At 74.1% G+C, this 24,447-nt stretch carries 21 protein-coding genes; 10 read left to right on the top strand and 11 right to left on the bottom strand.

Going from position 1 to position 24,447, the window contains the following annotated elements; genetic code table 11:
• Positions 1-44 precede the first annotated feature (44 nt).
• The 3 genes from ACFOYX_RS00830 to ACFOYX_RS00820 all read left to right on the top strand — a co-directional run bounded on the left by ACFOYX_RS00830 (position 45) and on the right by ACFOYX_RS00820 (position 1,904).
• Positions 45-944: a hypothetical protein gene (locus ACFOYX_RS00830; protein ID WP_322442541.1), complete on the top strand. Its 900-nt coding sequence runs from the start codon at positions 45-47 to the stop codon at positions 942-944.
• A gap of 77 nt (positions 945-1,021) precedes the next feature.
• Complete coding sequence (locus ACFOYX_RS00825; protein ID WP_322442542.1) at positions 1,022-1,459, top strand: nitroreductase family deazaflavin-dependent oxidoreductase; 438 nt, start codon at positions 1,022-1,024, stop codon at positions 1,457-1,459.
• Between the two features lie 118 nt (positions 1,460-1,577).
• Complete coding sequence (locus ACFOYX_RS00820) at positions 1,578-1,904, top strand: hypothetical protein (RefSeq protein ID WP_322442543.1); 327 nt, start codon at positions 1,578-1,580, stop codon at positions 1,902-1,904.
• 45 nt (positions 1,905-1,949) lie between these two features.
• On the opposite strand, the gene dacB is transcribed toward ACFOYX_RS00820, so the two are convergent.
• Entirely contained in the window at positions 1,950-3,533 is a 1,584-nt protein-coding gene (gene dacB / locus ACFOYX_RS00815; RefSeq protein WP_322442544.1) for a D-alanyl-D-alanine carboxypeptidase/D-alanyl-D-alanine-endopeptidase, read from the bottom strand.
• A 351-nt stretch (positions 3,534-3,884) separates the two neighbouring features.
• Here dacB and ACFOYX_RS00810 point away from each other — a divergent pair, with 351 nt between their 5' ends.
• Positions 3,885-4,166, top strand: a complete 282-nt coding sequence (locus tag ACFOYX_RS00810; protein ID WP_109801625.1) for an adhesin — start codon at positions 3,885-3,887, stop codon at positions 4,164-4,166.
• Between the two features lie 10 nt (positions 4,167-4,176).
• On the opposite strand, the gene ACFOYX_RS00805 is transcribed toward ACFOYX_RS00810, so the two are convergent.
• The 4 genes from ACFOYX_RS00805 to ACFOYX_RS00790 form a co-directional block, all read right to left on the bottom strand.
• Positions 4,177-5,280, bottom strand: a complete 1,104-nt coding sequence (locus ACFOYX_RS00805; RefSeq protein ID WP_322442545.1) for a hypothetical protein — start codon at positions 5,278-5,280, stop codon at positions 4,177-4,179.
• Positions 5,281-5,475: 195 nt separating this feature from the next.
• Complete coding sequence (locus ACFOYX_RS00800) at positions 5,476-5,829, bottom strand: PepSY domain-containing protein (protein ID WP_322442546.1); 354 nt, start codon at positions 5,827-5,829, stop codon at positions 5,476-5,478.
• Positions 5,830-6,134: 305 nt separating this feature from the next.
• The gene (locus ACFOYX_RS00795) at positions 6,135-7,412 is read right to left on the bottom strand and encodes a HAMP domain-containing sensor histidine kinase (protein WP_322442547.1); all 1,278 of its coding nucleotides are present in this window, start codon (positions 7,410-7,412) and stop codon (positions 6,135-6,137) included.
• Complete coding sequence (locus ACFOYX_RS00790; protein ID WP_322442548.1) at positions 7,409-8,104, bottom strand: response regulator transcription factor; 696 nt, start codon at positions 8,102-8,104, stop codon at positions 7,409-7,411. The genes ACFOYX_RS00795 and ACFOYX_RS00790 overlap by 4 nt, the downstream gene beginning before the upstream one ends.
• Before the next feature lie 103 nt (positions 8,105-8,207).
• Between ACFOYX_RS00790 and ACFOYX_RS00785 the strand changes: the two genes are divergently transcribed.
• The 3 genes from ACFOYX_RS00785 to ACFOYX_RS00775 all read left to right on the top strand — a co-directional run bounded on the left by ACFOYX_RS00785 (position 8,208) and on the right by ACFOYX_RS00775 (position 11,178).
• A complete protein-coding gene (locus ACFOYX_RS00785; protein WP_322442549.1) occupies positions 8,208-8,684 on the top strand; it encodes a septum formation initiator in 477 nt (158 codons plus the stop codon).
• 274 nt (positions 8,685-8,958) lie between these two features.
• Complete coding sequence (locus ACFOYX_RS00780) at positions 8,959-9,351, top strand: cupin domain-containing protein (RefSeq protein WP_322442550.1); 393 nt, start codon at positions 8,959-8,961, stop codon at positions 9,349-9,351.
• Positions 9,352-9,393: 42 nt separating this feature from the next.
• Positions 9,394-11,178: a glycoside hydrolase family 15 protein gene (locus tag ACFOYX_RS00775; RefSeq protein ID WP_322442551.1), complete on the top strand. Its 1,785-nt coding sequence runs from the start codon at positions 9,394-9,396 to the stop codon at positions 11,176-11,178.
• Positions 11,179-11,239: 61 nt separating this feature from the next.
• Here the strand turns inward: ACFOYX_RS00775 and ACFOYX_RS00770 are convergent, their stop codons facing one another.
• Positions 11,240-12,427, bottom strand: coding sequence for a threonine synthase (locus ACFOYX_RS00770; RefSeq protein ID WP_322442552.1), 1,188 nt, complete (start codon positions 12,425-12,427; stop codon positions 11,240-11,242).
• Between the two features lie 8 nt (positions 12,428-12,435).
• Complete coding sequence (locus ACFOYX_RS00765; RefSeq protein ID WP_322442553.1) at positions 12,436-13,464, bottom strand: DNA polymerase ligase N-terminal domain-containing protein; 1,029 nt, start codon at positions 13,462-13,464, stop codon at positions 12,436-12,438.
• Between the two features lie 189 nt (positions 13,465-13,653).
• On the opposite strand from ACFOYX_RS00765, the gene ACFOYX_RS00760 reads away from it, so the two are divergent.
• The 3 genes from ACFOYX_RS00760 (at position 13,654) to ctaD (ending at position 17,704) form a co-directional block, all read left to right on the top strand.
• On the top strand, positions 13,654-14,439 hold the full coding sequence (locus tag ACFOYX_RS00760; RefSeq protein ID WP_322442554.1) for an aldo/keto reductase: 786 nt from the start codon (positions 13,654-13,656) through the stop codon (positions 14,437-14,439).
• A gap of 262 nt (positions 14,440-14,701) precedes the next feature.
• A complete protein-coding gene (locus ACFOYX_RS00755) occupies positions 14,702-15,808 on the top strand; it encodes an FAD-dependent monooxygenase (RefSeq protein WP_322442555.1) in 1,107 nt (368 codons plus the stop codon).
• A 138-nt stretch (positions 15,809-15,946) separates the two neighbouring features.
• Entirely contained in the window at positions 15,947-17,704 is a 1,758-nt protein-coding gene (gene ctaD, locus ACFOYX_RS00750) for a cytochrome c oxidase subunit I (protein ID WP_109805705.1), read from the top strand.
• Between the two features lie 808 nt (positions 17,705-18,512).
• Here ctaD and ACFOYX_RS00745 read toward each other — a convergent pair.
• From ACFOYX_RS00745 to ACFOYX_RS00730, 4 genes are read right to left on the bottom strand one after another with little or no spacing between them, the layout of a single operon-like run.
• A complete protein-coding gene (locus ACFOYX_RS00745) occupies positions 18,513-19,751 on the bottom strand; it encodes an MFS transporter (RefSeq protein WP_322442583.1) in 1,239 nt (412 codons plus the stop codon).
• Between the two features lie 39 nt (positions 19,752-19,790).
• The gene (locus tag ACFOYX_RS00740) at positions 19,791-20,372 is read right to left on the bottom strand and encodes an isochorismatase family protein (protein ID WP_322442556.1); all 582 of its coding nucleotides are present in this window, start codon (positions 20,370-20,372) and stop codon (positions 19,791-19,793) included.
• Positions 20,373-20,387: 15 nt separating this feature from the next.
• The gene (locus ACFOYX_RS00735; RefSeq protein WP_109802095.1) at positions 20,388-21,674 is read right to left on the bottom strand and encodes a nicotinate phosphoribosyltransferase; all 1,287 of its coding nucleotides are present in this window, start codon (positions 21,672-21,674) and stop codon (positions 20,388-20,390) included.
• 16 nt (positions 21,675-21,690) lie between these two features.
• Complete coding sequence (locus ACFOYX_RS00730; RefSeq protein WP_322442557.1) at positions 21,691-24,369, bottom strand: LuxR C-terminal-related transcriptional regulator; 2,679 nt, start codon at positions 24,367-24,369, stop codon at positions 21,691-21,693.
• Positions 24,370-24,447: the final 78 nt, after the last annotated feature.

The raw sequence follows: 24,447 nt of genomic DNA, 5'->3' as shown, positions 1-24,447 counted from the left end.
CCGCCCGTCCGCCGGGCGGTGCGTGGGTGGGGAGCGGAGGTTCGGTGGCGGAGGAAGACCGCACTCTGGTCGGCGGCCGGGCGTCGTCCCCGTACGGGCAGACCCGGTCCGCGCTGCGCCGGATCGCGCGGGCCCGGCGACGCCGCCGCTGGATGGTGGAGGCGCTGGCCGCGTTCGCCTGCCTGGCCGCCCTCGTCGGATACCTGGGCGCCGAGCAGCACGCGGAGCCCCGCCAGGAGGAGAGCGGCGTCCAGCCGGGACCGGCGCCCGGGGCCGGGCGGCCGGCCGTGCCATCCCCGCAGCGCCCCGGGGTGGACGCCGACGCCGCCTCGCCCGGGCTGCGGCCCCGGCAGCGGCCCCCGTCCCCCTCGGCGTCCCCGTCGCCGTCCCGGCCGGCCGTGGTGCCCGTCCTCACCGTCACCCAGGCCGACGTGCCGGCGCGCGTCGACCTCACCGCGGCCGGCCCGGTCGACTGGGTCCACTGGGGACTCCTCGGCGCGGACCAGGCCGTGCGCAAGCGCAACGGCTCCGGGGCGATCCGCGACGAGGGCGGGCGTGGCCGGCGGGAGAGCTACAGCAACAACCCCGAGGCGTACGCCTGGCGGGACGGTGCCCCCGTCGGGTCCGCCGGCGGCACCACGTCCGGGCTCTACACCTGCGGCCGGGGCAACGGCTTCGCGCTCGCCGTGACCGCCGACGGGGAGCCGCGCACGGTACGGCTCTACGCCGGCCTCTGGATGGCCCGCGGCCGCCTGGACCTGCGGCTCTCCACCGGCGGGCCGACCAGCACCCTGCGGATGGAGGATCCGCACACCCAGCACACCGCCGAGTTCACCATCCGGTTCCAGGCGCCCCGGGGGGCGAAGCTGCTGGTGAACTGGACGGTGGAGGAGTCCTTCGGGGACTGCGGCAACGTGGGCGTACAGGCCGTCGCGCTGCGCTGACCCCGGTTCGCCGGGTGCCGCCCGCGGGCCGGGAGTAGCGTGGGCGCGACGGCGGGCCGACGATCCGGGAGGGACCCATGACGGCGAGCGAGCAGGTGCTGGACAGCCCGGAGGGATGGGTCGCCGACCACATCCGCCGGTACGTCGAGACCGACGGCGCGGAGGGCCACGAGTGGCGTCCCGGCGTCTGGACCCTGCTGCTGACCACCCGGGGCCGGCGCAGCGGCAAGCTGCGGCGCACCGCGCTGATCTACGGCCGGGACGGCGACGCCTATCTGGTGGTCGGCTCCCAGGGTGGCGCGCCCGAGCACCCCGCCTGGTATCTCAACCTGCTCGCCGAGCCGGAGGTCCAGGTGCAGGTCGGCGCGGAGAAGTTCACCGCCCGGGCACGGACCGCCACCGGAGAGGAGAAGCCCCGGATGTGGCGGACCATGACGGAGACCTGGCCGGCGTACGACGAGTACCAGACCAAGACCGACCGGGAGATCCCGGTGGTGGTGCTCGAACGGATCTGACCTGGTCCGCACCTCCCGGGTTTGGCTGAGCCCGGGACAGATTGTCCGTCGCGCGGCCAGGGTGGCGTCGTAGCGTCCGGGTGTCCCGGTTCGACCATCCTCTGTGGAGGCTCCACCGATGAGCAGTGCCGCCCGCGTCGTCCGTCCCGCCGTTCCGTCCGGGCCGGGTGACCCGTCCGGCGAGGGGCTGCGGGAGATCCCGCTGCCGCCGTACGTGACCGGCGAGGACGCCCAGTTCGCGGTGCGCGCGGTGGTGGTGCACGCGCCGCGGCGCTGGTCCGGCGGGACGGTCTGCCGCAACGACGCCAGCCCGCACCCGTGCTGGCTGCACCGCTGGGGCCGGCAGGTGCTCACGCTGCGCGGGCTGCCGGCCGCCGAGATCGACGCGCTGATCGAGCGCGGCGATCCGACCGCGCAGCCGCACCCGCACCGGCCCGGCGCCTGACCCGTCGCCGCGGGCCCCGCCCTCCGGGACGGGACCCGCCGCGGCTCAGCAGGCGATCGGCTTCACCCAGGAGCACTCCAGGCCCTCCGGCACCCGCGGTGCCTCCGGCGCCGTCGGCACCGCCAGCCGCGCCGCGGTCGTCCCCTTCTCGGAGTACGCGGCCAGCGCGATCGCGATCTGGTCCTCCAGCCCCTTCACCGAGGAGGTCAGGTAGTTGTTGAGCACGATCGAGAAGGCCAGCAGATGGCCGTCGGCGTCGGTGACGTAGCCGGAGAGGCTGGACGCGCCGGTCAGACTGCCGGTCTTGGCGTGCACGTTGTTCGCGGCGGCCGTCCCGCGCATCCGGCTGCGCAGCGTCCCACCGACGAAGCGTTCGGCGTTGCCGGCGATCGGCAGGGCGGCGTACCAGTCGTCGAACCAGGGCTCGGCACGGACCGCGGCGAGCAGCGCGACGAACTCCGCCGGCGGGATCAGGTTGCGCCGGGAGAGGCCGGAGCCGTCCCGCTGGCGCAGCGTCCCGGTGTCCACACCGCTGTCGCCGACGTACTCGCCGATCGCGGCGAGGCCGGCCGACCAGGTGCCCGAGCCGGACAGGACCCGGCCGAGCTCCTTGGTCAGCACCTCGGCGTGGCCGTTGTTGGAGAGCTTGAGGAACGGCACCATCAGCTCGGCCAGCGGCATCGAGTCGTGCCGCGCGACCGGCTTCGCGTCCTCCGGGGTGGCCTGCCCGAGCACGGTCCGGCCGAGCACCCGGACGCCGTTCCGGAGCAGCGCGGCCCGGAAGATGTCGGCGGCGTAGCCGGTCGGCTCCCAGACCGTCATCCAGTCGCTCTCCGGCTCCTCGCCGACCGCGATCTGCCCGGTCACCACGATGGTGTTGCTGCCGTGCTCGCGTTCGAACGAGATCGTCGTCTCCCCGTCGGCGACCGTCTCGGCCCGGTTGTCGATCCGTAGGTAGCCGTTGGGTGGGGTCATCGTCACCACCGGCGGCGAGCCCGCGTCGGCCGACGGCGTGGCGTGCACGATCACCGTGCCGGCGTCGTAGTCGGTGTCTGGCGCCACGGTCAGCGCCGAGACCTGCGCGGCGTAGTAGTAGGACTCGTCGTCCCAGGTCCAGTCGGGACCCAGCCGGGTGCGGTCGTACCGGGTGTCGTCGGCGACCAGGTTCCCGCTCACCACCCGGACGCCCTGGGCCGCGACCTGGGCGGCCAGCGCGTCGTAGTCCTCGGCCAGCATGGTCGGGTCGCCGCCGCCGCGCAGGTACAGGTTGCCGGCGAGCAGGCCGGCCCGGCGCACGCCGGTGCCGGCGACGTCGGTGGTGAACCGGTGCCCCGGGCCGAGCAGTTCCAGTGCCGCGGTCGAGGTGAGCAGCTTGGTGTTGGAGGCCGGCACCAGCCGGCGGTCGCCGTTGCGCTGGTAGAGGGTCTGGCCGGTGGTGGTGTCCAGGACGACCACCCCGGCCTGCGCCCCGGCGAGGCGGGAGTCGGCCAGCACGGCGTCGATGGTGGCGTTGAGCCGGGTCTGGGCGGGGGTGGGCGCCTCGGCCGTGGCGGTGGGGGCGCCGGCGGTGGCCGCGGTGGCGGCCAGCGCCAGCACCGCGAGCGTCCGGGCAAAGAGACGACGATGCATGCGTCGATGCTGCCATGGAGATTTCTTCCGGGAAACCCTCTGCGGCGAAAGTTATTTCCGATCAGGCCGGCTGGGCGGCGCGGTCGTGGCGGCGGTCCGGGACGGAAACCCCTGCTCACCGCGCCGGTTACCCGCTCCGAACCGGACCATACCCGGTGCCGGCCGGCACGGTGTCGACTGACCGCGCTCTATTTGACGGATGCCCAGCCAGGGGGCACCGTAGGCCATGAGGGGCGTTTCAGCCTGCCCCGATTTGCACGGCGAAGACCGATTCGCCTTCCTGGGTCCGGGCCCGGCCCGCGCGGCCGCGCCGACCCGCCGAGATCCCAGACAGCCACGAGGAGTTCCGCCATGCTGACCATGACCGACAACGCCGTCCTGGTGATCCACGACCTCGCCGTCCAGCAGGGCGTCGGCGAGGACGGCGGGCTGCGCATCGCGGCCGACACCGACGCCGGCTCGCTCTCCATCGAGCTGGTGCCGCAGCCGGCGCAGGGCGACCAGGTGATCGCCAACCAGGGCGCCCGGATCTTCCTTGACACCGACGCCGCCGAGCTGCTCAACGACACCTCCGTCGACGCGACCGTGGACGACGAGGGGATCGTGCAGTTCGGCTTCACCGAGAAGGAGTGAGCGGCGCGGCTCAGCCCGCGCGGCGGGTCTCCCCGCCCCGGTGCGGCCGGCCGGACCGTCCCCGCTCGGGGGCGTCCTGGCCGGCGCCCCAGTGCCCCGGCCGCTGACCCCGGTCCGGCCGGAGCAGCGTGCCCAGCACGTACGCCAGATGGTGCGACGTGCTCCACGCCGCCCAGTTGCTCGCCGAGCCGGCGCCCGCCCCGCGCCGGGCCCGGCGCAGGATCTCGTGGTCGCCCCACGAGAAGGCCGCTCCGGCCGTCGGCCAGTGCGGGGCCGCCACCAGCGTCCGGCACAGGTCGGCGAAGCGGTCGTCGCCGCGACCGCCCCGCCGGGACCAGCGGTAGACCCACCAGGCCCCGTCGGCCGTGTAGCGCAGTGTCGGCAGCCGGTCGCCGGGAGCGTCCGCCCCGGGCGCCGCGGAGCCGACCGCGTAGTCGCCGTACCCCACGCCCAGGTCGGCCAGCCGCTGCCAGAGCTGCCAGTCGAAGCGGTCGAGGCGTACCGGCTCGTCGGTGGGGAGGCGGGCCAGAGTCGGTGGCATCCCGCCGGCCGCCACGGTCACCGAGCGCCAGGCGTGCCGCCGGGCCCAGTCCAGCAGCCGGCGGATCCGGGGCTCCGCCAACCGCACGTCCGCCGGGCAGCAGACGTCGCCCGCGTCGACGAGCAGGTCGCACTGCTCCGGGACCAGCCGGGCGAGCCGCCAGACCCGCTCCACCGCCGTCGTCGTCGCGTCCGGGCCCGCCCGGTCCTGCCCGGTCCGCAGCCGGACCACCGCCCGCCCGGCGTACGCCCGCGCGGCCACGCCGTGCGCCACCAGCCGTCGGTCGCTCTCGGCGAGCCTGACCACCGGCACCAGGGGTACGCCCCAGCGGACCAGCTCGCTCTCCGGAGCGTCCGGCAGGGCGGAGACGTCGACGGACGGGAGCAGCCCGGCCGGCAGCCGGCCGAGGATGTCCACGGTGCTCGGATCGACCACGCAGACGTCGAGGACCGGAGTGAGCAGCGGAGCGGCGGCGTCGTCGAGATGGGCCAGTGCCTCCAGCTCACCCCGCCGACCGGCCAGAATGGGGCGGTAGACCGGTTCCGCCGCCCGACCCCCGTGGGCGGGCACCATACTTCAGCGTAGCGAGACATCGGCGCGTATCACAGGTTTTCCGGCTTCAGGGAGCCGGTAGGCGGTTCCGCGCGCCTGTCGACAAGGAATTCCCTGTCGACCTTGCGGACCCGCACACCGGATCGCGCCAGGACCGCGCTTCGGGGTCCGGACAGACCTGGTCTGTCCGGACCCCGAAAGGCGGGAGGTGCTCGCTCAGTCGTCGCTGCCGGCGCGGTCGCCGCCGTGGTCGTCGGCGCCGGTGTCGTCGCTGCCGGCGCGGTCGCCGCCGTGGTCGTCGGCGCCGGTGTCGTCGCTGCCGGTGCGGTCGCCGCCGTGGTCGTCGGTCCGGGTGCAGGTGCCGTCGCCGCTGTGGTCGTCCGCCCGCTTCCGCTCGATCTCGACCACGGCGCCGTTGGCCCGGTCGACCTTGACCTCGAGCAGGATGCCGCCCTTGCCAATCTTGACGCTCCACACCGGACGGACATGCTCCCGCTCGGCCTCGATCTCCACGATCCGGCCGCCGCCGGCCCGGGCCAGCGCGATCTGCCCGGCCTGCTTCCGGCTCACCGTCCCGTCGGCCGCCCCGGCGGACGCGGTGCTGGTCGGCGTCGCCCGACCCGTCGAGTCGTCGTCCGGCGCGGGGTTGTCGTCGGTCGTCTGGCCGACCGTCGCGGCGGCCCGCGCGGCACCGCGGGCCTCCTGCCCGACAGTGTCACGCCGAGCGCGGCACCCGTGACCGCCAGCACGGCGGCACCGCCGGCCGCGGCCAGGACCAGGGAAGTTCGTCGCATCATCGCCACCTTTCCTCGGTTGTCCTGTCGAGGATCGGTCGGGAGTGGATAGCGGCGCGCTGCCCGGGGGCGAAGCCCCGGTTAAGACCGCGGTGGCCCGAGCCGGAGCAGCACCAGCGCACCACCCTCGGGCCCGGTGTGCCGCTCCAGCCGGCCGCCACTGGTCCGGGCGGCCCGGTCGGCGATGTCCAGCCCGAGCCCGGTCGAGCCGGCCCGGCTGGCACCCCGCCGCACGGCTCCGGGCGGCATCCCCGGCCCGGAGTCGGCAACGGTCAGCACCACCTGATCCGCGTCCCGGCCGAGCCGTACCGTGAACGGCGTTCCGTCCGGCGTGTGCGCGAAGACGTTGCCCAGCAACGCGTCCACCGCCGCGGCCAGCTCGTCGATGGCCACCGCCACCGGCAACGGACCGACGGCGAGGTCGAGGGTGACGCTGCGGCCGGTGTCCTCGGCGAGCACCGACCAGAACGCCACGCGCTCGCCGACCACCTCCGCGGCATCACAACGGGCCGTGCCGTCCGGGTACGAGCTGCGCCAGCGCGCCTGCCGGATGAGGCCGGTGACCGCCCGCTCGAGGCCGTCCACCGCCGAGGTCAGCCGGGCCGCGTCGGCCGGGTCGCGCAGCGATTCGGCCTCCAACCGCAGCGCGGTCAACGGGGTGCGGAGCCGGTGTGACAGATCCGCCACCTGCTCGCGCTCCTCGCGCAGCAGCACCTGGATCCGTTCGGCCAGGTGGTTGAGCGCGCCGGCGACCTCTCGCAGCTCGGCCGGCCCGGCCGGGGCGACCCGGGCGTCGAGTTCGGCGTTGGCGAGCCGGTGGGAGACCCGGGACAGCTCGGTGATCGGGCGGACCAGCGTGCGTGCCAGCCGGTCGGCGACGACCAGGCCGACGAGCACCAGCAGCACGCCGAGCAGTGCCAGCAGCAGCCAGGCCCGGGTCACCCCGGCGGTGAGTTCCGACCGGGGAACCATGGTGCGGATCACCCCCGTGCCGTCCGGCCGGCCCTGAACCGCGATGACCACCTCGCGGCCGCCGTCCGACTCCGCGGTCAGGCTCTGGCCGTGGGCGGCGAGGGCCACCGCGGGCGTACGCGGCACCGGCGCGCCGAGCACGGTGCCGTCGGGCAGGAACACGCTGACCGGCCGCCCCGAGTCGGCGGTGAGCTGCTCGACGGTGAGCCGGATGGTGTCCGGGTCGGCCGTGCCGACCACCGGCACCAGGCTCTGCGCGTCGGCGGTGGCCCGGACGGTCGCCCGGTCCGCGGCGACGGTGCGGACCAGCAGCGCCAGCGGCACGAGGAACGCGGTCAGGACGAGCACGCTGACGGCGGCGGCGAGCAGCGCCAGCCGGCTCCTCACCGGTCGGCCCCGGGGGCCTCCAGCCGCACCCCGACCCCGCGGACGGTGTGCAGGTAGCGCGGCTCCTGAGCGCTCTCGCCCAGCTTGCGGCGCAGCCAGGACAGGTGCACGTCGACGGTCTTGTCGGCCCCGCCGTACGGGATCCGCCAGACCTCGGTGAGCAGCTCCCGCTTGGTGACCACCTGCCCCGGCCGGCTGGCCAGGTGGTGCAGCAGGTCGAACTCGCGCGGGGTCAGCTCGACCGGGACCGCGTCCAGGCTCACCTGCCGGGACCGCGGGTCGATCCGCAGCCCGCCGACCACCAGCGTCGGGTCCCCGCCCCCGGCGTCGTCGGCCGACCGGCGCAGCACGGCCCGGGCCCGGGCGTCCAGCTGCGCCGCGGTGAACGGTTTCACCAGGTAGTCGTCGGCCCCGGCGTCGAGCATCCGGACGATCTCGGTCTCGTCGTCCCGGGCGGTGGCCACGATGACCGGCACCGAGCTGACCGCACGCAACATCCGCAGCAGCTCCCGACCGTCCAGATCGGGCAGTCCCAGGTCGAGCACGACGAGGTCGGGCCGGTCGTCGAGGGCGTCGCGGAGCCCGGTCATCGCGGTCGAGGCCGCGGCCACCGCGTGGCCGCGCTCCCGCAGCGCCCGGATCAACGGGGTACGGATGGTCAGGTCGTCCTCGATGAGCAGCAGCCGGGCCACAACTGGCAGGTTAGACCCGGTGGGCGTCCGGGCCGGTGCTCCTTAACCCGCCCTTAGCGTTCCCCGGTGCCCGGCTCAACCTTTCGTCGGGGACACTCGCTGCATGGGCCGTCGTCCGATCCTCGCCGCCGTCGGGTGGCTGGCCACCACCGTCGCCGCCACGCTCGTCGGGCTGGGCGCGATCCAGCTGGTCGGGGAGGGCATCGCCGGGACCCCGGGCGGGGTACGCGCCCAGCATGAGATCGAGCGCGCGCTCGCGTCCCCGGCGCCGGCACCCGTCGTGCCGACCGCCGACCCGACCGGGAGCCCGACGCCCAGTGCCGCCCCGACGCCGAGCCGTACTCCGGCCCGGGCCGGGGCCCGGCGGGGTTTCGCCACTCCGGGTGGCACCGTGGTGGTGGAGTGCGGGCCGGCGGGGGCCCGCCTGGTCTCCTGGTCGCCGGCCCAGGGCTACGGCGTGAAGGACGTCGACCGGGGGCCGGACGAGCACGTCGAGGTCAAGTTCGTCGGTGCCGAGGGCGAGCACGAGCTGAAGGTGCGCTGCGTCGGGGGGAAACCGGTGGCTGCCGCCCACGGCTGACCTCCCGACCGGCCGGACCGGCATCCCGAGCCGCACAGCCGAGCGCACGGCGCCGCTCGACCTCGGTCGTAACGTCGCCGCGCTCTGGCCGTCTCCCACCACCGCAGCCGTACGGCGGTACGACAGCGGGGACCTGGCTCGACCGGTCGGTCCGTGCACCGGTCTTGGTATTCCAGATGCCCGTCCTGAGGGGATGCAAACCACGGAGCAGTGGGGAATTCCACCATCTGCGCGTCCCGGCGTGACCGCGGGCCCGACCGGGTATGTCGGCGCCATGGAGCATTTCACGATCGCGACCGTCGCCGAGAAGAGCCCGGACTTCCGCCGGGTGCTCTGGACCGGGGAGCACACCCAGCTGGTGATCATGACGATCCCGCCGGGCGGGGAGATCGGCGAGGAGGTCCACGAGGACATCGACCAGATCCTGACCTTCGTCAGCGGCACCGGCGAGGCCCGCGTGGCCGGTGAGAAGAAGGAGGTCGTCTCCGGCGACCTGGTGGTCGTACCGGCCGGCACGAAGCACAACTTCGTCAACACCGGCCCCAACCCGCTGGTCCTCTACACCGTCTACGGTCCGCCCGAGCACGCCGACCAGGCCGTGCACCGGACCAAGGAGGAGGCCGACGCGGCGGAGGCGGCCGGCCAGGACGAGCCGCCGACCGCCTGAGTGGCGTGGTCTGAAGGCGACGGGTCCGGGTACCCGGGGCGGGTGGATCAGCCGGCGATCTCCGACTACGGGTTCCTCTCCGACTGCCGCTCCGGGGCCCTGGTCGGGCGGGACGGGTCGGTCGACTGGTGGTGCCCCGACCGGTTCGACGCCCCCTCGGTCTTCGGGCGGCTGCTCGACCCGGACGCCGGCCACTGGCGGATCGCGCCGCTCGCCGCGAGCCGGGTGGAGCGGGCGTACCGGCCGGACACGCTGGTGCTGCGCACCGTCCACCACACCCCCGAGGGGAGCGTCGCGGTCACCGACGCGCTCGCCGCCGAGCTGGGCGCCCGCAGCCACCAGCTGGGGATGAACTCCCCGGCGGTGCTGCTCCGGGTGGTCGAGGGGCTGACCGGTCGGGTCCGGATGCACCTCGACTTCGCGCCCCGACCGGAGTACGGGCTGCTCACCCCGTACCTGCACGAGCAGCCGGACGGCGGGGTGCTGGCCGCCTGCGGACCGGTGCAGCTGGTGCTGCGCGGGGACGGGCAGGCGTTGCGCGTCGACGGGGACCGGGTCGCGCACACCTTCGAGGTCGCTGCCGGCCAGACGGTCGGCTTCGACCTGGCGTACGCCCCGGTCTACGGGGCCCCGCCGGCCCGGCTCGACCCGGTCACCACGCTCGCCGACACGGTGCAGGCGTGGGAGGGGTACCGGGAGATCCACACGTACCCCGGCCGCTACCCGGACCTGGTCCGGCACAGCGCCACCGTGCTCACCGGCCTGACGTACACCCGTAGCGGCGCGGTCGCCGCGGCGCTCACCACGTCGTTGCCGGAAGAGATCGGCGGTGACCGCAACTACGACTACCGCTACTCCTGGCTGCGCGACTTCGCAGCGACCATTCGCGCCTTTTGGGTGGCGGCCTGCCCGCACGAGGCGTCCCGCCTCTTCGCCTGGGTGACCCGCTCCATCGGGCGGGTGGGCGAGGATCCGGTGCCAGTGCTCTTCGGTCTGGAAGGGGAGCGGGACATCTCCGAGCACGAGGTGCAGCACCTGCGCGGCTACCTGGACAGCCGACCCGTGCGGTTCGGCAACGACGCCTGGCGGCAGCGGCAGCTCGACGTGCCCGGCGAGGTGATCTCGGCGGTCTGGCGGATGCGCCACTACCTCGGCGACACCTTCGATGAGGAGCTGCGAGAGATGGTCCTCGGGCTGACCGAGCAGGTGGCCCGCACCTGGCAGCTGCCCGACCACGGCGCATGGGAGATCCGTGGCGCCGAGCGGCACTACCTGTCGTCGAAGGTGTTCTGCTGGACGGCGATGAACCGCGCGGTGGAGCTGGCCCCCCGGCTGGGCGATCGGGCAGACCCGCGCCGCTGGGCGGCCATCCGCGACGAGATCCGGGCCAGCATCCTGCGCGAGGGCTGGAACGAGCGCATCGGCGCATTCACCGGTGCCTTCGGCTCGCCCGAGCTGGACGCCTCGGCACTCTACCTGCCGGTGGTGCACTTCCTGCCGGCCAGCGACCCGCGGATGCGCTCCACCATCGAAGTCGTCGAGCGTGAGCTGGGCACCGAGGATGGCCTGGTCCGCCGCTGGGACAGCGACCCGGCGGGCTTCCTGCCTTGCTCGTTCTGGCTGGTCGAGTGCCTGGCGATGGCCGGCGAGCGGGACCGGGCCGAGGCGCTCTTCGAGCGGGTGATCGGCCACGCCAACGACGTCGGGCTGCTCAGCGAGCAGATCGACCTGGCCACCGGCGCGCAGCTCGGCAACATGCCGCAGGCGCTTTCCCACATCGGCCTGGTCGCCGCCGCCTGGCGGTTATCGGATCCCGCCACCGACTGAGCGAGCGGGATCCCGCGCCCACCGTCGGCGCCCCGTGGACCCCGCGGTCCGCGGGGCGCTCTCACAGCACCGGCACGCCGGACACGTCCACCGTCTCCGGGTACTTCAGCCCCGCGCCGGTGTTCAGCACCACCACCCGCTCGCCGGCCCGGATCCAGCCGCCGGCCCGCAGGTGCCGGGCCGCCGACAGGCAGGCCGCCCCCTCCGGGCAGAGCAGCAGCCCCTCCCGAGCGGCGAAGTCCCGCAGGTCGGCCAGGATCTCCGCGTCGTCCACCGCGATCGCGGTCCCGCTGCTCTCCCGCAGCGCGTCCAGGATCAGCTCGTCGCCCAGCGGCGACGGCACGGTGATGCCGAAGGCCACGGTGTGCGCGTCCGCCCACGGGGTCGCCCGCGACTCCCCGGCGGCGAACGCCCGGACGATCGGCGCGCAGCCGGTGGACTGCACCGCCACCAGGCGGGGCAGCTTGTCCTCCACCCAGCCCAGCTCGCGCAGCTCGTGCAGCGCCTTGTGGATGCCGATCAGCCCGACCCCGCCCCCGGTCGGATAGATGATCACGTCGGGCACCTGCCAGCCGAGCTGCTCGACGATCTCGTACCCCATGGTCTTCTTGCCTTCCAGGCGGTACGGCTCGCGCAGCGTGCCGGCGTCGAAGATCCGCCCGCCCGACTCGGCGACCAGCCGGGCCACCCACCGGCCGGCGTCGCTGATCAGGCCGTCGACCAGCCGCAGGTCGGCCCCGGCGGCCAGGCACTCGCGGCGGCAGATGGTCGGCGCGTCGAGCGGCATGGCGATGGTCGCGCCCATCCCGGCGCGGGCCGCGTACGTCGCCCAGGCCGCTCCGGCGTTGCCGTTGGTGGGCATGGCGATCCGCTCGACGCCCAGCTCCCGGGCCCGGCTCACCCCCACCGCCGCGCCGCGGGCCTTGAACGACCCGGTCGGGGTGAGCCCCTCGTCCTTGACGATCAGGTCCGGGATGCCGATCTCCGCGCCGTACGCCGGCGCGCGCAGCAGCGGTGTCCAGCCCTCGCCGAGCGTGGTGACGAACCGGGCGTCGGCCACCGGCAGCAGCTCCCGGTAGCGCCAGAGATCCGCCGGGCGGAGCCCGAACTGTTCCGGGGTCACCGAGGCGGCCACCGCGGCCAGGTCGTAGCGGGCCAGCAGCGGGGAGCCGCAGTCGCAGAGGTTCTGCAACTTGTCCGCCGGGCGCTCCGCACCGCAGCGCGGGCACTCCAGGTGCGTCAGGTGCACGATGCTCCTCAGCTCGTGTCGATGCTCAGCCAGCGTCGGCTGGGCCGACCCGGCTCGTACGGGGAGTCGAGCCGCTTGGCCACCACCCCCGGGAGCCCCTGTTCACGGGCGGTCCGCAGGGCGTCCGCGCCGACACCCGGGAACCACGGCGGAGTCTGCCAGTGCGGGCCGGTGAGCGCCAGACCGTCGAGCAGCTCCCGGCGCTGCGCGTACGGCACGTCGGTGCTGGTCACGCCCTCCAGCCAGAGCAGGTCGAAGACCAGGAACTGAGCGTCCGGGCCGCCCCGGCCGGTCGGCGGCTTCACCCGGCCGGCGGCGTCGATCCGGACCAGCACACCGTCCAGCACCGCCTCCGTCGGCGCCAGCACCTCCGCCATCTCCCGCAGCCACGGGTACGTTCCGGTGATCTCCTCGTCGGTCTCCGACAGCAGCCGCAGCCGGCCGCCGGAGACGTACGCCATCGCCCGGACCCCGTCCCAGCGCAGCTCGTACCCCCAGGCCTCCTCGTCCTTCGGCAGCCGCCGGGCCTTCGTCGGGCGCATCGGGCGGACCAGCTCCGGCATGCTCGTCCAGCCCGGCGGCGGGGGATCGGTCCGGCGGATCATCCAGTCCCGACCGCCGGTGGCGAAGAGCGCGTAGCGGCCCTTCGTCCGCTTCCCGTCGAGCATCACCTCGTCGTCGCGCCACTTCTCCGCCCGGTACGTCCCGGTGTCGTGGATGGTCATCCGCCCGCCGCCGTACTCACCGGCCGGGATCTCGCCGTGGAAGGTGAGGTACTCCATCGGGTGGTCCTCGGTGTGCACGGCCAGGTGGTTGCGGCCGGGCTCGCGGGGCAGGCCGCGCGGCACCGCCCAGGAGGCCAGCACCCCGTGCTCCAGCCGCAGGTCCCAGTGCAGCCGGCGGGCGTGGTGCTGCTGGATGACGAACCGGGCCTTGGCGCGGCCCGCCCGCGCCGGCTGCGGGGTCCGCTCCGGCACCGGTTCGGGGGTACGCTTCGCGTCCCTCCGCCGCCGGTACTCCTCCAGCCGGTCCGCCATCCCCGCATTCTGCGGCACCCGGGGTCCGCTCGCAGCGCGCCACCGGGGCGATTCATCCCCGCTCCGCCTCCCCGTGGGCGGTTGTGCCGTTCCGGACCCGACCCTGCACAACCGTCCCGATCCCGTCGGCCGGGCCGCTGTCGGCGGGTCGTCGGCATGCCGGCCGTGATCAGGGGTAGAACAGCCGCCATGACCAGCGCTGAACAGCCCACCGTCCCGCTCGCCGGCGACGTCCGGATGCCGCTGCTCGGCTTCGGCACCTGGCAGGCCACCGGCGAGGCCGGCTACCAGGCGGTGCTCGCCGCCCTCGACGCCGGCTACCGCCACATCGACACGGCGACGATGTACGGCAACGAGGCGGAGGTCGGCCGGGCGATCAAGGAGAGCGACCTGCGCCGGGAGGACATCTTCGTCACCACGAAGCTGCCGCCGGACCGGGTGGGCCGGGAGCGGGAGACGATCGAAGCAAGCCTGCGCGCCCTCGACACCGACCACCTCGACCTGTGGCTGATCCACTGGCCGCCGTCCTCGCCGGGCGACAGCCTCCCGGTCTGGCGGGAGCTGCTCGCCGCCCGGGACGAGGGACTGACCCGAACGGTCGGGGTGAGCAACTACAGCATCAGTCAGATCGACGAGCTGATCCAGGCCACCGAGGAGATTCCGGCGGTCAACCAGATCCGCTGGAGCCCCTCGCTGTACGAGCGGCAGACGCATGCCGCCCACCGGGACCGGGGAGTGGTGCTGGAGGGCTACAGCCCGTTCAAGACCAGCGACCTGTCCCACCCGGTGCTGGTGCGGATCGCCCAGGCGCACAATGTCTCCCCGGCGCAGGTGGTGCTCCGCTGGCACATCGACCACGAGATCGTGGTGATCCCGAAGTCGGTCACCCCGGACCGGATCCGGGCCAACGCGGACATCTTCGGGTTCTCACTGACCGCCGAGGAGATGCGCGACATCGACGCCCTGGGCCGCTGACCCGGGGAGTCGGCGGGCCGCCCGGTCGGGCCGCCGCTCGCGCGGGGCTCGGGCCGTCCCCGGCACGGCCGTCCGGTCGGTCACACCTTGGCCGACCTGCCGTGTCTCGTCGCCGGCTGGGGTGAAAATCCCGGCGGTGGTGTCGTCGCGGCGCGCCGACGAGTGACCGCGGCAGGGCCGATGGGCCCTACCCCCCGTCAGTCGCGGCGAGTAGTGTCTTGCCTCCAACGCGTGCCGAACCCCTCCGGAGGCGTACACCACGATGGGTGGCTCCCCCCTGCGCATCCTCGTCGTCGGCGCGGGCATCGCCGGCCTGGCCGTGGCCCGGGCGCTGCGGCTCGCGGGGCTCCGGCCCGACGTCACCGAGAAACTGCCCCCCACCGAGCTGGTCGACACCGGCCTCTACCTGCCCGGCAACGCCGCGCGGGCGCTGCGCCGGCTCGACCTCGACGGACCGGTCCGCCCACTCGGCCAGGTGATCCACCGGCAGCGCTTCCTGGACGCGTCCGGCGCGCCGCTCTGCGAGGTCGACCTCGACGCCCTCTGGGCCGGGGTCGGGGAGTGCCGGGCACTGCCCCGCGCCGAACTGCACCGGGTGCTGCTCACCGGCGCCGGCGGCGCCGTCCGGCACGGCGCCGAGATCAGCACCGTCGAACCGCTGCCCGGCGGGGTCGCCGTCGGCTTCACCGACGGCACCACCGGGGAGTACGAACTGGTGATCGGCGCCGACGGGCCGCGCTCGGCGGTCCGCACCCTCGCCGCCCTCGGCGGCCCGCCCCGGCCCGCCGGGCAGGTGGTCTACCGCAGCGTGGTGCGCGGCGGGCCACGGATCACCGACTGGACGGCCCTGCTCGGCCAGCGGTCCGGCTTCCTGCTGGTGCCGATCGGCGCCGGGCGGCTGTACTGCTACGCCGACGAGGCCGGCACCGTCCCACCGGCCGACCCGCCGGCCCGGCTGCGGGAACTCTTCGCCGGCTACGGCGGCCCGGTGCCCGAGGTGCTGTCCGCCCTCGAACAGGTGCACGTCGGCGTCACCGAGGAGGTGGAACTGGGTCGCTGGTTCCACGGCCGGGTGCTGCTCATCGGTGACGCCGCCCACGCCACCGCGCCGACCCTCTCCCAGGGCGCCGCCATGGCCCTCGAGGACGCCGTCGTGCTCGCCGAGTCGCTGAAGGCGGCCGGCAGCGTCGAAGCCGCGCTGCTGGCGTACGAGAGCCGGCGGCGGCCGCGTACCCGATGGGTGCGGGACCGGACCCGGGACCGCAACCGGACCCGCGACGTTCCGCCGGCGCTGCGCGACCCGCTGCTGCGCGGGCGCGGCGGACGGATCTTCCAGGAGCACTACCGGTTGCTGGTCGACCCGCTCTGAGCGTCGGCGCGGCGGCGGGTGATCGTAGCCCGCCACCCCACGCGGCGAGGCCACCTGCCGGGGACTATCCTCCTTGCGGATGACGGCTCGCAGACACAGCGCGCGCCGAGCGGGACAACCGAGAACCGGAGGCCACTCGTGACCACCGTCGCACCCAAGCCGGTCGTGACCCGGCCCTGGCCGGTCCGAGAGCCGGTCAAGGGGTCGGCAATCGCGCGGCTGCTGCGCACCACGGACGCGAAGCAGATCGGGATCATGTACATGGTCACCGCGTTCGCGTTCTTCATGATCGGTGGCCTGATGGCCCTGATCATGCGCGCCGAGCTGGCGCGGCCGGGCCTGCAGTTCCTGTCGCCCGAGCAGTACAACCAGCTCTTCACCATGCACGGCACGATCATGCTGCTGTTCTTCGCGACGCCGATCGTGTTCGCCTTCGCGAACTACGTGGTGCCGCTGCAGATCGGCGCGCCGGACGTGTCGTTCCCCCGGCTGAACGCCTTCGCCTACTGGCTCTACCTGTTCGGCGGGACGATGGCCGTGGCGGGCTTCATCAGCCCCGGTGGCGCGGCCGACTTCGGCTGGACGGCGTACACCCCGCTGAGCAGCGTCGAGCACTCGCCCGGCGTCGGCGCGAACATGTGGGTGGTCGGCCTGGCCATCTCCGGTCTGGGCACCATCCTCGGCGCGGTCAACCTGATCACCACGATCCTGACCCTGCGCGCCCCCGGCATGACCATGTTCCGGATGCCGATCTTCACCTGGAACATGCTGGTCACCAGCCTGCTGGCGATCCTGGTCTTCCCGCTGCTCGCCGCCGCGCTCTTCGCGCTCGCCGCGGACCGCCTGGTCGGTGCCCACGTGTACGACCCCGCCACCGGCGGCCCGATGCTGTGGCAGCACCTGTTCTGGTTCTTCGGGCACCCCGAGGTCTACATCGTGGCGCTGCCGTTCTTCGGCATCATCACCGAGATCATCCCGGTCTTCTCCCGGAAGCCGATCTTCGGCTACAAGGGTCTGGTCGCCGCCACCATCTCGATCGCCGCCCTGTCGATGAGCGTCTGGGCGCACCACATGTTCGCCACCGGCCAGGTGCTGCTGCCGTTCTTCAGCTTCCTGAGCTACCTGATCGCCGTGCCGACCGGCATGAAGTTCTTCAACTGGATCGGCACCATGTGGCGGGGGCAGATCACCTTCGAGACGCCGATGCTCTGGGCGGTCGGCTTCCTGGTGACCTTCCTCTTCGGTGGTCTGACCGGTGTGCTGCTCGCCAGCCCGCCGCTCGACTTCCACCTGCACGACTCGTACTTCGTGGTGGCGCACTTCCACTACGTGCTCTTCGGGACCATCGTGTTCGCGGTCTTCGCCGGCATCTACTTCTGGTTTCCGAAGATGTTCGGCCGGATGCTCGACGAGCGGCTCGGCAAGGTGCACTTCTGGCTGACCATGATCGGCTTCCACACCACGTTCCTGATTCAGCACTGGCTCGGCGCCGAGGGCATGCCGCGTCGGTACGCCGACTACCTGCCCGGCGACGGCTTCACCACGCTGAACACGATCTCCACGATCGGCGCGTTCATCACCGGTATCTCGACCCTGCCGTTCATCTGGAACTGCTGGAAGTCGTACAAGACCGGCCCGGTGGTCGAGGTCGACGATCCGTGGGGCCACGGCAACTCGCTCGAGTGGGCCACCAGCTCGCCGCCGCCGCTGCGCAACTTCGACCGGATGCCGCGGATCCGCTCCGAGCGCCCCGCGTTCGACGCCAAGTTCCCGGAGCTGGCCGCCGGCCAGAGCATCGCCGGCCCGCCGGAGGGTGGCGCCAAGCCGCTGACCAGCGAGTCCAACGGTGGCGCCAGCTACCAGGAGGACACCGCCGGCAACCTCGACCAGCGCTGACCCGCTGAACACCGCGCCTCGGGCGCCGCACCCCTGATCAGAGGGGTACGGCGCCCGTCGCCGTTTCCGCGCCGGGTCCCGGAGTCTCGGTCCCGGCTCCCGGCTCCCGGCTCGCCGGTCAACCCGGCTCCCGACCTAGGTTGAGGGCGGCTCGGCGGTCGCTCCCGGCATGGGCTCCGCGGGTCGCAGCGGTCGCCGCCCCAGCTCCGGGTGCGCCCAGCGGCGACGCCGACCAGCCATGGTGGCAGCGCGCGGTGCAGCGGGTGTTTAAGGCGATCGGTGGGCGGGTGCAGCGGATGTCCCGACGACCGGTGGGCGCTCTACGGGAGCGACCAAACACCGTAGCGCCCGCGGATGCGGCAACGTTCACGAGCGATATCACTGCCAGGCATATTTACGACTCTCAGGCATATCGCTTCTCGGGCAGCCCGGCGCCGAACGGGCGGGCTGGAGCGGGACGGCCCGAGTGGACATCACGGCGTGACCGCCGGGCCGGGCAGGTCAGCCCGGGCGGGCTGGGCCTGGCGGGCGGGCCGGGCTGGCCGGGCGGGCTGGGCCTAGCGGGCTGGCCGGGCGTGGCGGGCGGGTGGCGGCCGGGGCGGGCGGGTGACCGGGCATGGGCGGGCGTCCGTGGCCGACCGCAACTTCCGGGAAGTTGGGGCTTCCGGGCGGTTCGAAGCCGCCACTTCCCGGAAGTCGTGCGATCAGCCGCCGGGCGTCGCGGCGGTGGGCGGGAGTGGCCGGTCCCGGGGTCGTCGGCGGGCAGGGGTGAGGGGCCGGACCGGCGACCGCGGGAACGGACGGTGGGTCAGGTGGTGGCGGCGGCCAGCTCGGCGGGGGCGGCCTCGCCGAGGGTCTCCCGGCGGTGGCGCAGCTCGACGGGGAGCACGACGAGGGCGACCAGCGCGCCGATGGCGCCGGTGACCGCGAAGCCCCAGAGGGGCGCCGAGGCGTCGATCACCGCGCCGGCGAGCGGGGCGCCGACCGCGATGCCGACGGTGACCGCGGAGCCGTGCAGGCCCATCGCCTCGCCGCGTACGCCGGCGGGGGCGAGCCGGCTCACCGCGTCGGAGGTGGCGGCGATGGTCGGGGCGCAGAGCGCCCCGGCCGGGACGAGTGCCAGGCAGAGCAGCCACCAGTGCGAACCGCCCAGCCCGACCGGGATGGTGCAGAGGCTGAGCGCGGCCATCAGCGCCAGCGGCGAGAACGATCGGCTGACCGCCCCGTACGCGAAGCCGCCGACCAGCGACGCGACCGCCCACATGGCCAGCACCACGCCGGTCCAGCCGACCTCGCCGCTGGCCCGCAGCACGGCGACCACCGCGACGTCGGTGCCGCCGAGCACCAGGGTGGCGGCGAGGCTCACCGCCAGCACGGCGAGCAGCCGGGGCGTGAGCCATTCGCGGCGGGACACCTTCCGGTGCGGGCCCGCCGGCTCGTCGGCGCTGCGGGTGGGCGGGTTCAACAGCCAGAACGCGACGCCGGAGGCGACGATCCCGGCGCCGACCGCCCAGAGGGTGGTGCGCGGGGAGATGGCGGTGGCCAGCGCCACGGCCAGCGCCGGGCCGACCATGAACGACAGCTCGACCGACATCGAGTCCAGCGCGTACGCCGGGCGGCGGTGCTCGGCCGGGACCAGCGCGGCCACCGACTGGCGGACCACCGAGAAGACCGGCAGGGCGAGCAGCCCGGCCAGGAACGCGGCCGGCAGCAGCACCGGGTAGGACAGCGTGGGGGCGCTGGCCCAGAAGACCGCCTCGGCGACGGTGGTCAGGGCGAGCACCGGTCGCAGGCCGCGCCGGTCCACCAGCCGGCCGAGCAGCGGCGAGCCCAGCGCGGCGCCGACGGTCGACGCGGCGCCGACCAGGCCGGCCGCGCCGTATCCCCGGCCGAGGTCGAGCACGACGTAGAAGGTGAGCGTCACCCCGGTCGCGGTGAGCGGGATGCGCGCCAGCACCGACACCAGCAGCAGCGACCGGAGACCGGGCAGGGCGAGTGCCTGCCGGTAAGGCTTCAAGTTCACGACGGTCCGTACCTCCGGCGCCATCCTCGACGCCGGGTACGACAGTCGCAAGCGATTACCTGGTCAAGCGGCCCTGATCACAGGCTTCCCGAGCATGGTGACCCCGGCGCCGTCCATCGCCCGCAGCGCGATGTCGAGGGTCACCGGCGCGACCGCGGCGGTGAGGTCCAGCAGCACGGTGGTCCCGAAGCCCTCCCGGGCCGCGTCCAACGCGGTGGCCCGGACGCAGTGGTCGGTGGCGATGCCGACCAGGTCGACCCGGTCCACCCCCCGCGCCCGCAGCCAGTCCGCCAGGCACTCACCGTCGTCCGCGTGCCCCTCGAAGCCCGAGTACGCGGCCGCGTGCTCGCCCTTGTGGAAGATCGCCTCCACCCGCCCGGTCTCCAGGTCGGGGTGGAACTCGGAGCCGGCGGTGCCGACCACGCAGTGCCGTGGCCAGGAGTCGACGTAGTCCGGTGGGTCACCGAAGTGCGCCCCGGGGTCGACGTGGTAGTCCTTGGTGGCGACCACGTGGTCCCACCGGTCCGGCTCGGCGGCGAGCAGCCGGGAGATGCCGGCTGCCACGCCGGCCCCGCCGGCCACCGCGAGGGAGCCACCCTCGCAGAAGTCGTTCTGCACGTCCACGATGATCAGCGCGTTGCTCACCGGAACACTCCTTCGTCAGGTCGCGGGTACGACGGTCACCGGGACGGCCGGGTCGCCGCCGGAAAGCTTCAGGCCCTCCCACGGGATGGAGATCAGGCACTCCCGCAGGTGCTCCCGCGACTCGTCCAGCGTCGGCAGCGCCACCGGCTCGCCGTCGACCACGAACGAGCGCTGGAGGAGCCGGTCGTTCGGGTGCCGGTCCGGTACGCCCTGCGGCACGATGATCTCCTCGGTGGCGGTGCCGGTCGGCTTGTGCCGGCGTACCGCCACCTTCCGGCCGCCGATGGTGGCCTTGTGCTCGGAGCGCTTGACCACCGGTCGCCCGTCCACCTCGACCAGTTTGTAGACCAGGCCGGCGGTGGGCGCGCCGGAGCCGGTCACCACGGCGGTGCCGGCGCCGTACATGTCGACCGGCTCGGCGGCGAGCGAGGCGATCGAGTACTCGTCGAGGTCGCCCGAGACGATGATCTTGGTTTCGGTGGCGCCGAGCGAGTCGAGCAGTTCCCGGGACTGCTGGGCGATCACCGCCAGGTCGCCGGAGTCGATCCGGACGGCCCGCAGCTCCGGCCCGGCCACCTCGATCGCGTTGCGGATGCCCTGGCTGATGTCGTACGTGTCGACCAGCAGCGTGGTGTCCTTGCCCAGCGTGGCGACCTGCGAGGCGAACGCCGCCTTCTCGTCGTCGTGCAGCAGGGTGAACGCGTGCGCGGCGGTGCCGGCGGTGGGGATGCCGTACCGCTGGCCGGCGGCCAGGTTCGAGGTGAACCGGAAACCGGCCAGGTACGCCGCCCGGGCCGCGGCCACCGCCGCCTCCTCGTGCGCCCGGCGGGACCCCATCTCGATCAACGCCCGACCCCGGGCGGCGGTGACCATCCGGGCGGCCGCCGCGGCGACCGCGCAGTCGTGGTTGAGCACCGACAGCACCAGCGTCTCCAGCACCACGCACTCGGCGAAGCCGCCGGAGACGGTGAGGATCGGGGAGTTGGGGAAGAAGAGCTCGCCCTCGGCGTACCCGTCGACGTCGCCGGTGAAGCGGTAGTCGGCCAGCCAGTCGGCGGCCCGGTCGTCCACCACGCCGGTGCGGCGCAGGAAGTCGACCTCGTCGGCGTCGAACCGGAAGTCGCGGATCATGTCGACCAGCCGTCCGGTGCCGGCGACCACGCCGTAGCGGCGGCCCGCCGGCAGCCGCCGGCTGAACACCTCGAAGACGCAGCGGCGGTCGGCTGTCCCGTCCCGCAGGGCGGCGCTGACCATGGTCAGCTCGTAGTGGTCGGTCAGCAGCGCGGGGCGAAGGGTGCTCACCGGTCCAGCCTAGAGTTCAGGCGGAATCGCCGCCGTCGTGGCCCGGCATCGACCGGAGGACGGCCTTCAGCTCGGCGCGCCCGGCCACGCCCAGCTTGCTGTAGACGCGCTGGAGGTGGTTCTCCACCGTCCGGCTGGACAGGTAGAGCCGCTCCGCGATGGCCCGGCTGGTCACCCCGTCGGCGGCGAGGCGAGCCACCTCCCACTCGCGGTCGCTCAACGTCGGCCGGAGCCGCTGCAGCGCCGGGGTCGAGATCCGGTCGCAGCTGCCCAGCAGGGTGGCGAGCCGCTCCCGGGCCGGCCCGATGCTGGCGGAGCGGCTCTGCCGCAGCCGGTGCAGCGCCATCGCCACCGCCTCGGCGGCATAGACGGTCAGCCCGAGCCGGGCCAGGCCGTCGGCGACGGCGAGCAGGTCGGTGGTGGAGTCCGCCATGGCGGCGCGGGCGTACCGGGCGAGCAGCGGCGGCAGCACGCCGTCGACCTGCTCGGAGAGCTCGGCCAGGCGTTGCGCCACCGTACGCCGGCCGCCGTCGGTACAGGTCGGGCCGACCTGGGCGGCGGTCTGGTCCAGCCGGACCAGGTCGAGCAGGACCAGCACCTCGTGACCGGTGAGCCCGTCCGCGCGGAGCCGGTCGGCGAGCTGGCCGAGGTGCTTCGTCGCGCCGGGCAGGTCGCCGCTGGCGGCGAGCACCGCCCCACGGGCCTGCTCCAGCCAGGGGTAGAGCACCGCCATCCCGGGGGCCTGGGTGCGGTCCGCCTCGGCCATCGCCTCTGCGGCGTGCGCCGCGTCGCCGCGCAGCGCCGCCGCCTGGGCGCGTTCGGCGTGCGCCAGCCCGGCGTACACCCGGCTGGTCGCGAGCACGGCGCAGGCGCCGAGGCTGGTCTTCAACGCCTCGTCGCTCTGCCCGCGCAGCCGCGCCGCGTACGCCTGGAGGATGGCCAGGTAGCCGGTGCCCAGCCGGAAGTCGCCGGCGCCCGCGAGGTCGGCGAACTCGTCGGCCACGATCGCGTCGATGCCGGCCAGGTCACCGGAGAGCGCGAGCCGGGTGCCCCGGGCCAGCTCCATGGCGAGCTGGAGGTAGGGCATGTCGCCCCGCCAGCGCGCCGCCTCGGCCTGCACCCGGGCGATCGCGGTCGCGCTGCGCCGGAACCGGCCCTGGGCGGCCTGGAGGTGGGCGATGGTGCACCGGGCCAGCTCCCGGGCGGCCACCGAGGCGGCCGGGCGGTCCAGCACGGCCCGGGCCAGCCGCAGGGCGACGGCGGTGTCCAGCCGGTGCAGCCGCATGATGGCCTCGAAGGCGCGGACCCGGGCCAGGTCGGCCAGGTCGGTCAGCTCCCCGCTCCGGGCGGCGATCTCCTCCACCGTGGACTCCCGGCTCAGCCCCCAGTAGCTGACCATGCCGCGCACGGTCAGCCAGCGGCTGCGCCGCCGGTCGGAGCGGACGTCCGCGGAGACCGAGTCGAGCACCTCGATCGCCTCGTCCGGCCGGTCGGCGAACATCAGGATGGTGGCGAGCAGTTCGGCGGCGTCGAACCCGCCGTCGGCCTCCAGGGCCGCCCGGGCCAGCCGGGTCGCCAACGGCACGTCGTACCGGCCGAAGGCCTGGGCCGCCGCGTCGAGCAGCAGGGCCGGGTCCTGCGCGGTGCCCGAGTCCAGTCGCCACACCGCCACCCGGAGCAGGTCGTCGCGTCGCCGTTTGCCGACCTGTTCCAGCAGGTCGGCCAGGGTCGCCTGGAGCCGGCGGGTCCGGCTCACCGGGCACTGCCGGCGCATCACCTCGCCGTAGAGCGGGTGGGCGAGCCGCACGTTCAGCCGCCGGTCGTCGAGCACCAGGCTGATCAGGCCGCGTTCCTCGGCGGTCTCCACGTCGGTCGGCTCCACCGCCCGCTCCAGCAGTTGCAGGCCGAGCGGCTCACCGAACGCGACCAGCTCGACCACCGACCGGACGCCGGGGGTGAGCTGGCCGATCCGGGTGTCGATCAGGTCGGTCAGGCTCGGCGCCAGCTCCAGCCGGCCGGTCCACTTCCAGATCCCGTACGTGCGGGTCAGCTCGCCGCCACCGGTGGCGGCCAGCACCAGCTCGCGCAGCAGCAGCGCGTTGCCCGCGGTGAGCCGGTACAGCCGCTCGGCCGACCCGGCGTCGACCGGCCCGCCGAGGATCGCGGCGAGCAGCCCGGTGGTCTCGACGGGGTTCAGCGGGCCCAGCTCGACCAGGTCGACCAGGTCGTCGGTCCAGAGGGCGCGGATCGGCAGCGGGATCTGCTCGCCGTTGCGCAGCGTCCCGAGCACGGTGGCGTTCTCGGCCCGGGAGATCAGGTGCACCAGCGCCGCCGAGGGCGGGTCGAGCAGGTGCACGTCGTCGATCGCGAGCACGATGCGTCGCCCGGCCGCCTGTCCCTGCAGCACGTCCACGGCCCAGCGCAGGATGCCGGCGGGGGAGAGGCCCTGGGGCTGGTCGGCCGGGAGCACCTGGACCAGCCCGCCGAAGGGCAGCGCGGCGGTGGTGGCGCTGGCCGAGACCGACCAGATGGCGTACCGGTCGGTGGGCAGGGCCGCGACGCCCTCGCGCAGCAGCCGGCTCTTGCCGACCCCCGCGCTGCCGCTGAAGAGCAGTCCACGCCCCTCCGGGCTGCCGACCGCCGACAGCAGACGGTTGAGCTCATCCGTGCGGCCCACGAAGTCCCACCGACTCATCGCAGCAGCATATCGACGGTTCTCCCTCCGCGTGTACAGCGTCACTCAGCGAAGTTGAGTAATCTGTTGATTACCGGT

This window comes from Micromonospora sp. GCM10011541 (assembly GCF_042650725.1).
In the GTDB taxonomy this organism is placed as follows: Bacteria; Actinomycetota; Actinomycetes; order Mycobacteriales; family Micromonosporaceae; genus Micromonospora; species Micromonospora sicca.
The sequence above is the reverse complement of the archived record's forward strand: the minus strand, read 5'-3'. Positions and strand labels throughout refer to the sequence as shown.

Excerpts from the sequence above, each read along its gene's own strand:
- ACFOYX_RS00820 (WP_322442543.1), top strand. The coding sequence starts at position 1,578 with ATGAGCAGTGCCGCCCGCGTCGTCCGTCCCGCCGTTCCGTCCGGGCCG.
- ACFOYX_RS00825 (WP_322442542.1), top strand. The coding sequence starts at position 1,022 with ATGACGGCGAGCGAGCAGGTGCTGGACAGCCCGGAGGGATGGGTCGCC.
- ACFOYX_RS00760 (WP_322442554.1), top strand. The coding sequence starts at position 13,654 with ATGACCAGCGCTGAACAGCCCACCGTCCCGCTCGCCGGCGACGTCCGG.
- ACFOYX_RS00785 (WP_322442549.1), top strand. The coding sequence starts at position 8,208 with ATGGGCCGTCGTCCGATCCTCGCCGCCGTCGGGTGGCTGGCCACCACC.
- dacB (WP_322442544.1), bottom strand. The coding sequence starts at position 3,533 with ATGCATCGTCGTCTCTTTGCCCGGACGCTCGCGGTGCTGGCGCTGGCC.
- ACFOYX_RS00745 (WP_322442583.1), bottom strand. The coding sequence starts at position 19,751 with ATGGCGCCGGAGGTACGGACCGTCGTGAACTTGAAGCCTTACCGGCAG.
- ACFOYX_RS00765 (WP_322442553.1), bottom strand. The coding sequence starts at position 13,464 with ATGGCGGACCGGCTGGAGGAGTACCGGCGGCGGAGGGACGCGAAGCGT.
- ACFOYX_RS00780 (WP_322442550.1), top strand. The coding sequence starts at position 8,959 with ATGGAGCATTTCACGATCGCGACCGTCGCCGAGAAGAGCCCGGACTTC.
- ACFOYX_RS00805 (WP_322442545.1), bottom strand. The coding sequence starts at position 5,280 with ATGGTGCCCGCCCACGGGGGTCGGGCGGCGGAACCGGTCTACCGCCCC.
- ACFOYX_RS00810 (WP_109801625.1), top strand. The coding sequence starts at position 3,885 with ATGCTGACCATGACCGACAACGCCGTCCTGGTGATCCACGACCTCGCC.
- ACFOYX_RS00730 (WP_322442557.1), bottom strand. The coding sequence starts at position 24,369 with ATGAGTCGGTGGGACTTCGTGGGCCGCACGGATGAGCTCAACCGTCTG.
- ACFOYX_RS00755 (WP_322442555.1), top strand. The coding sequence starts at position 14,702 with ATGGGTGGCTCCCCCCTGCGCATCCTCGTCGTCGGCGCGGGCATCGCC.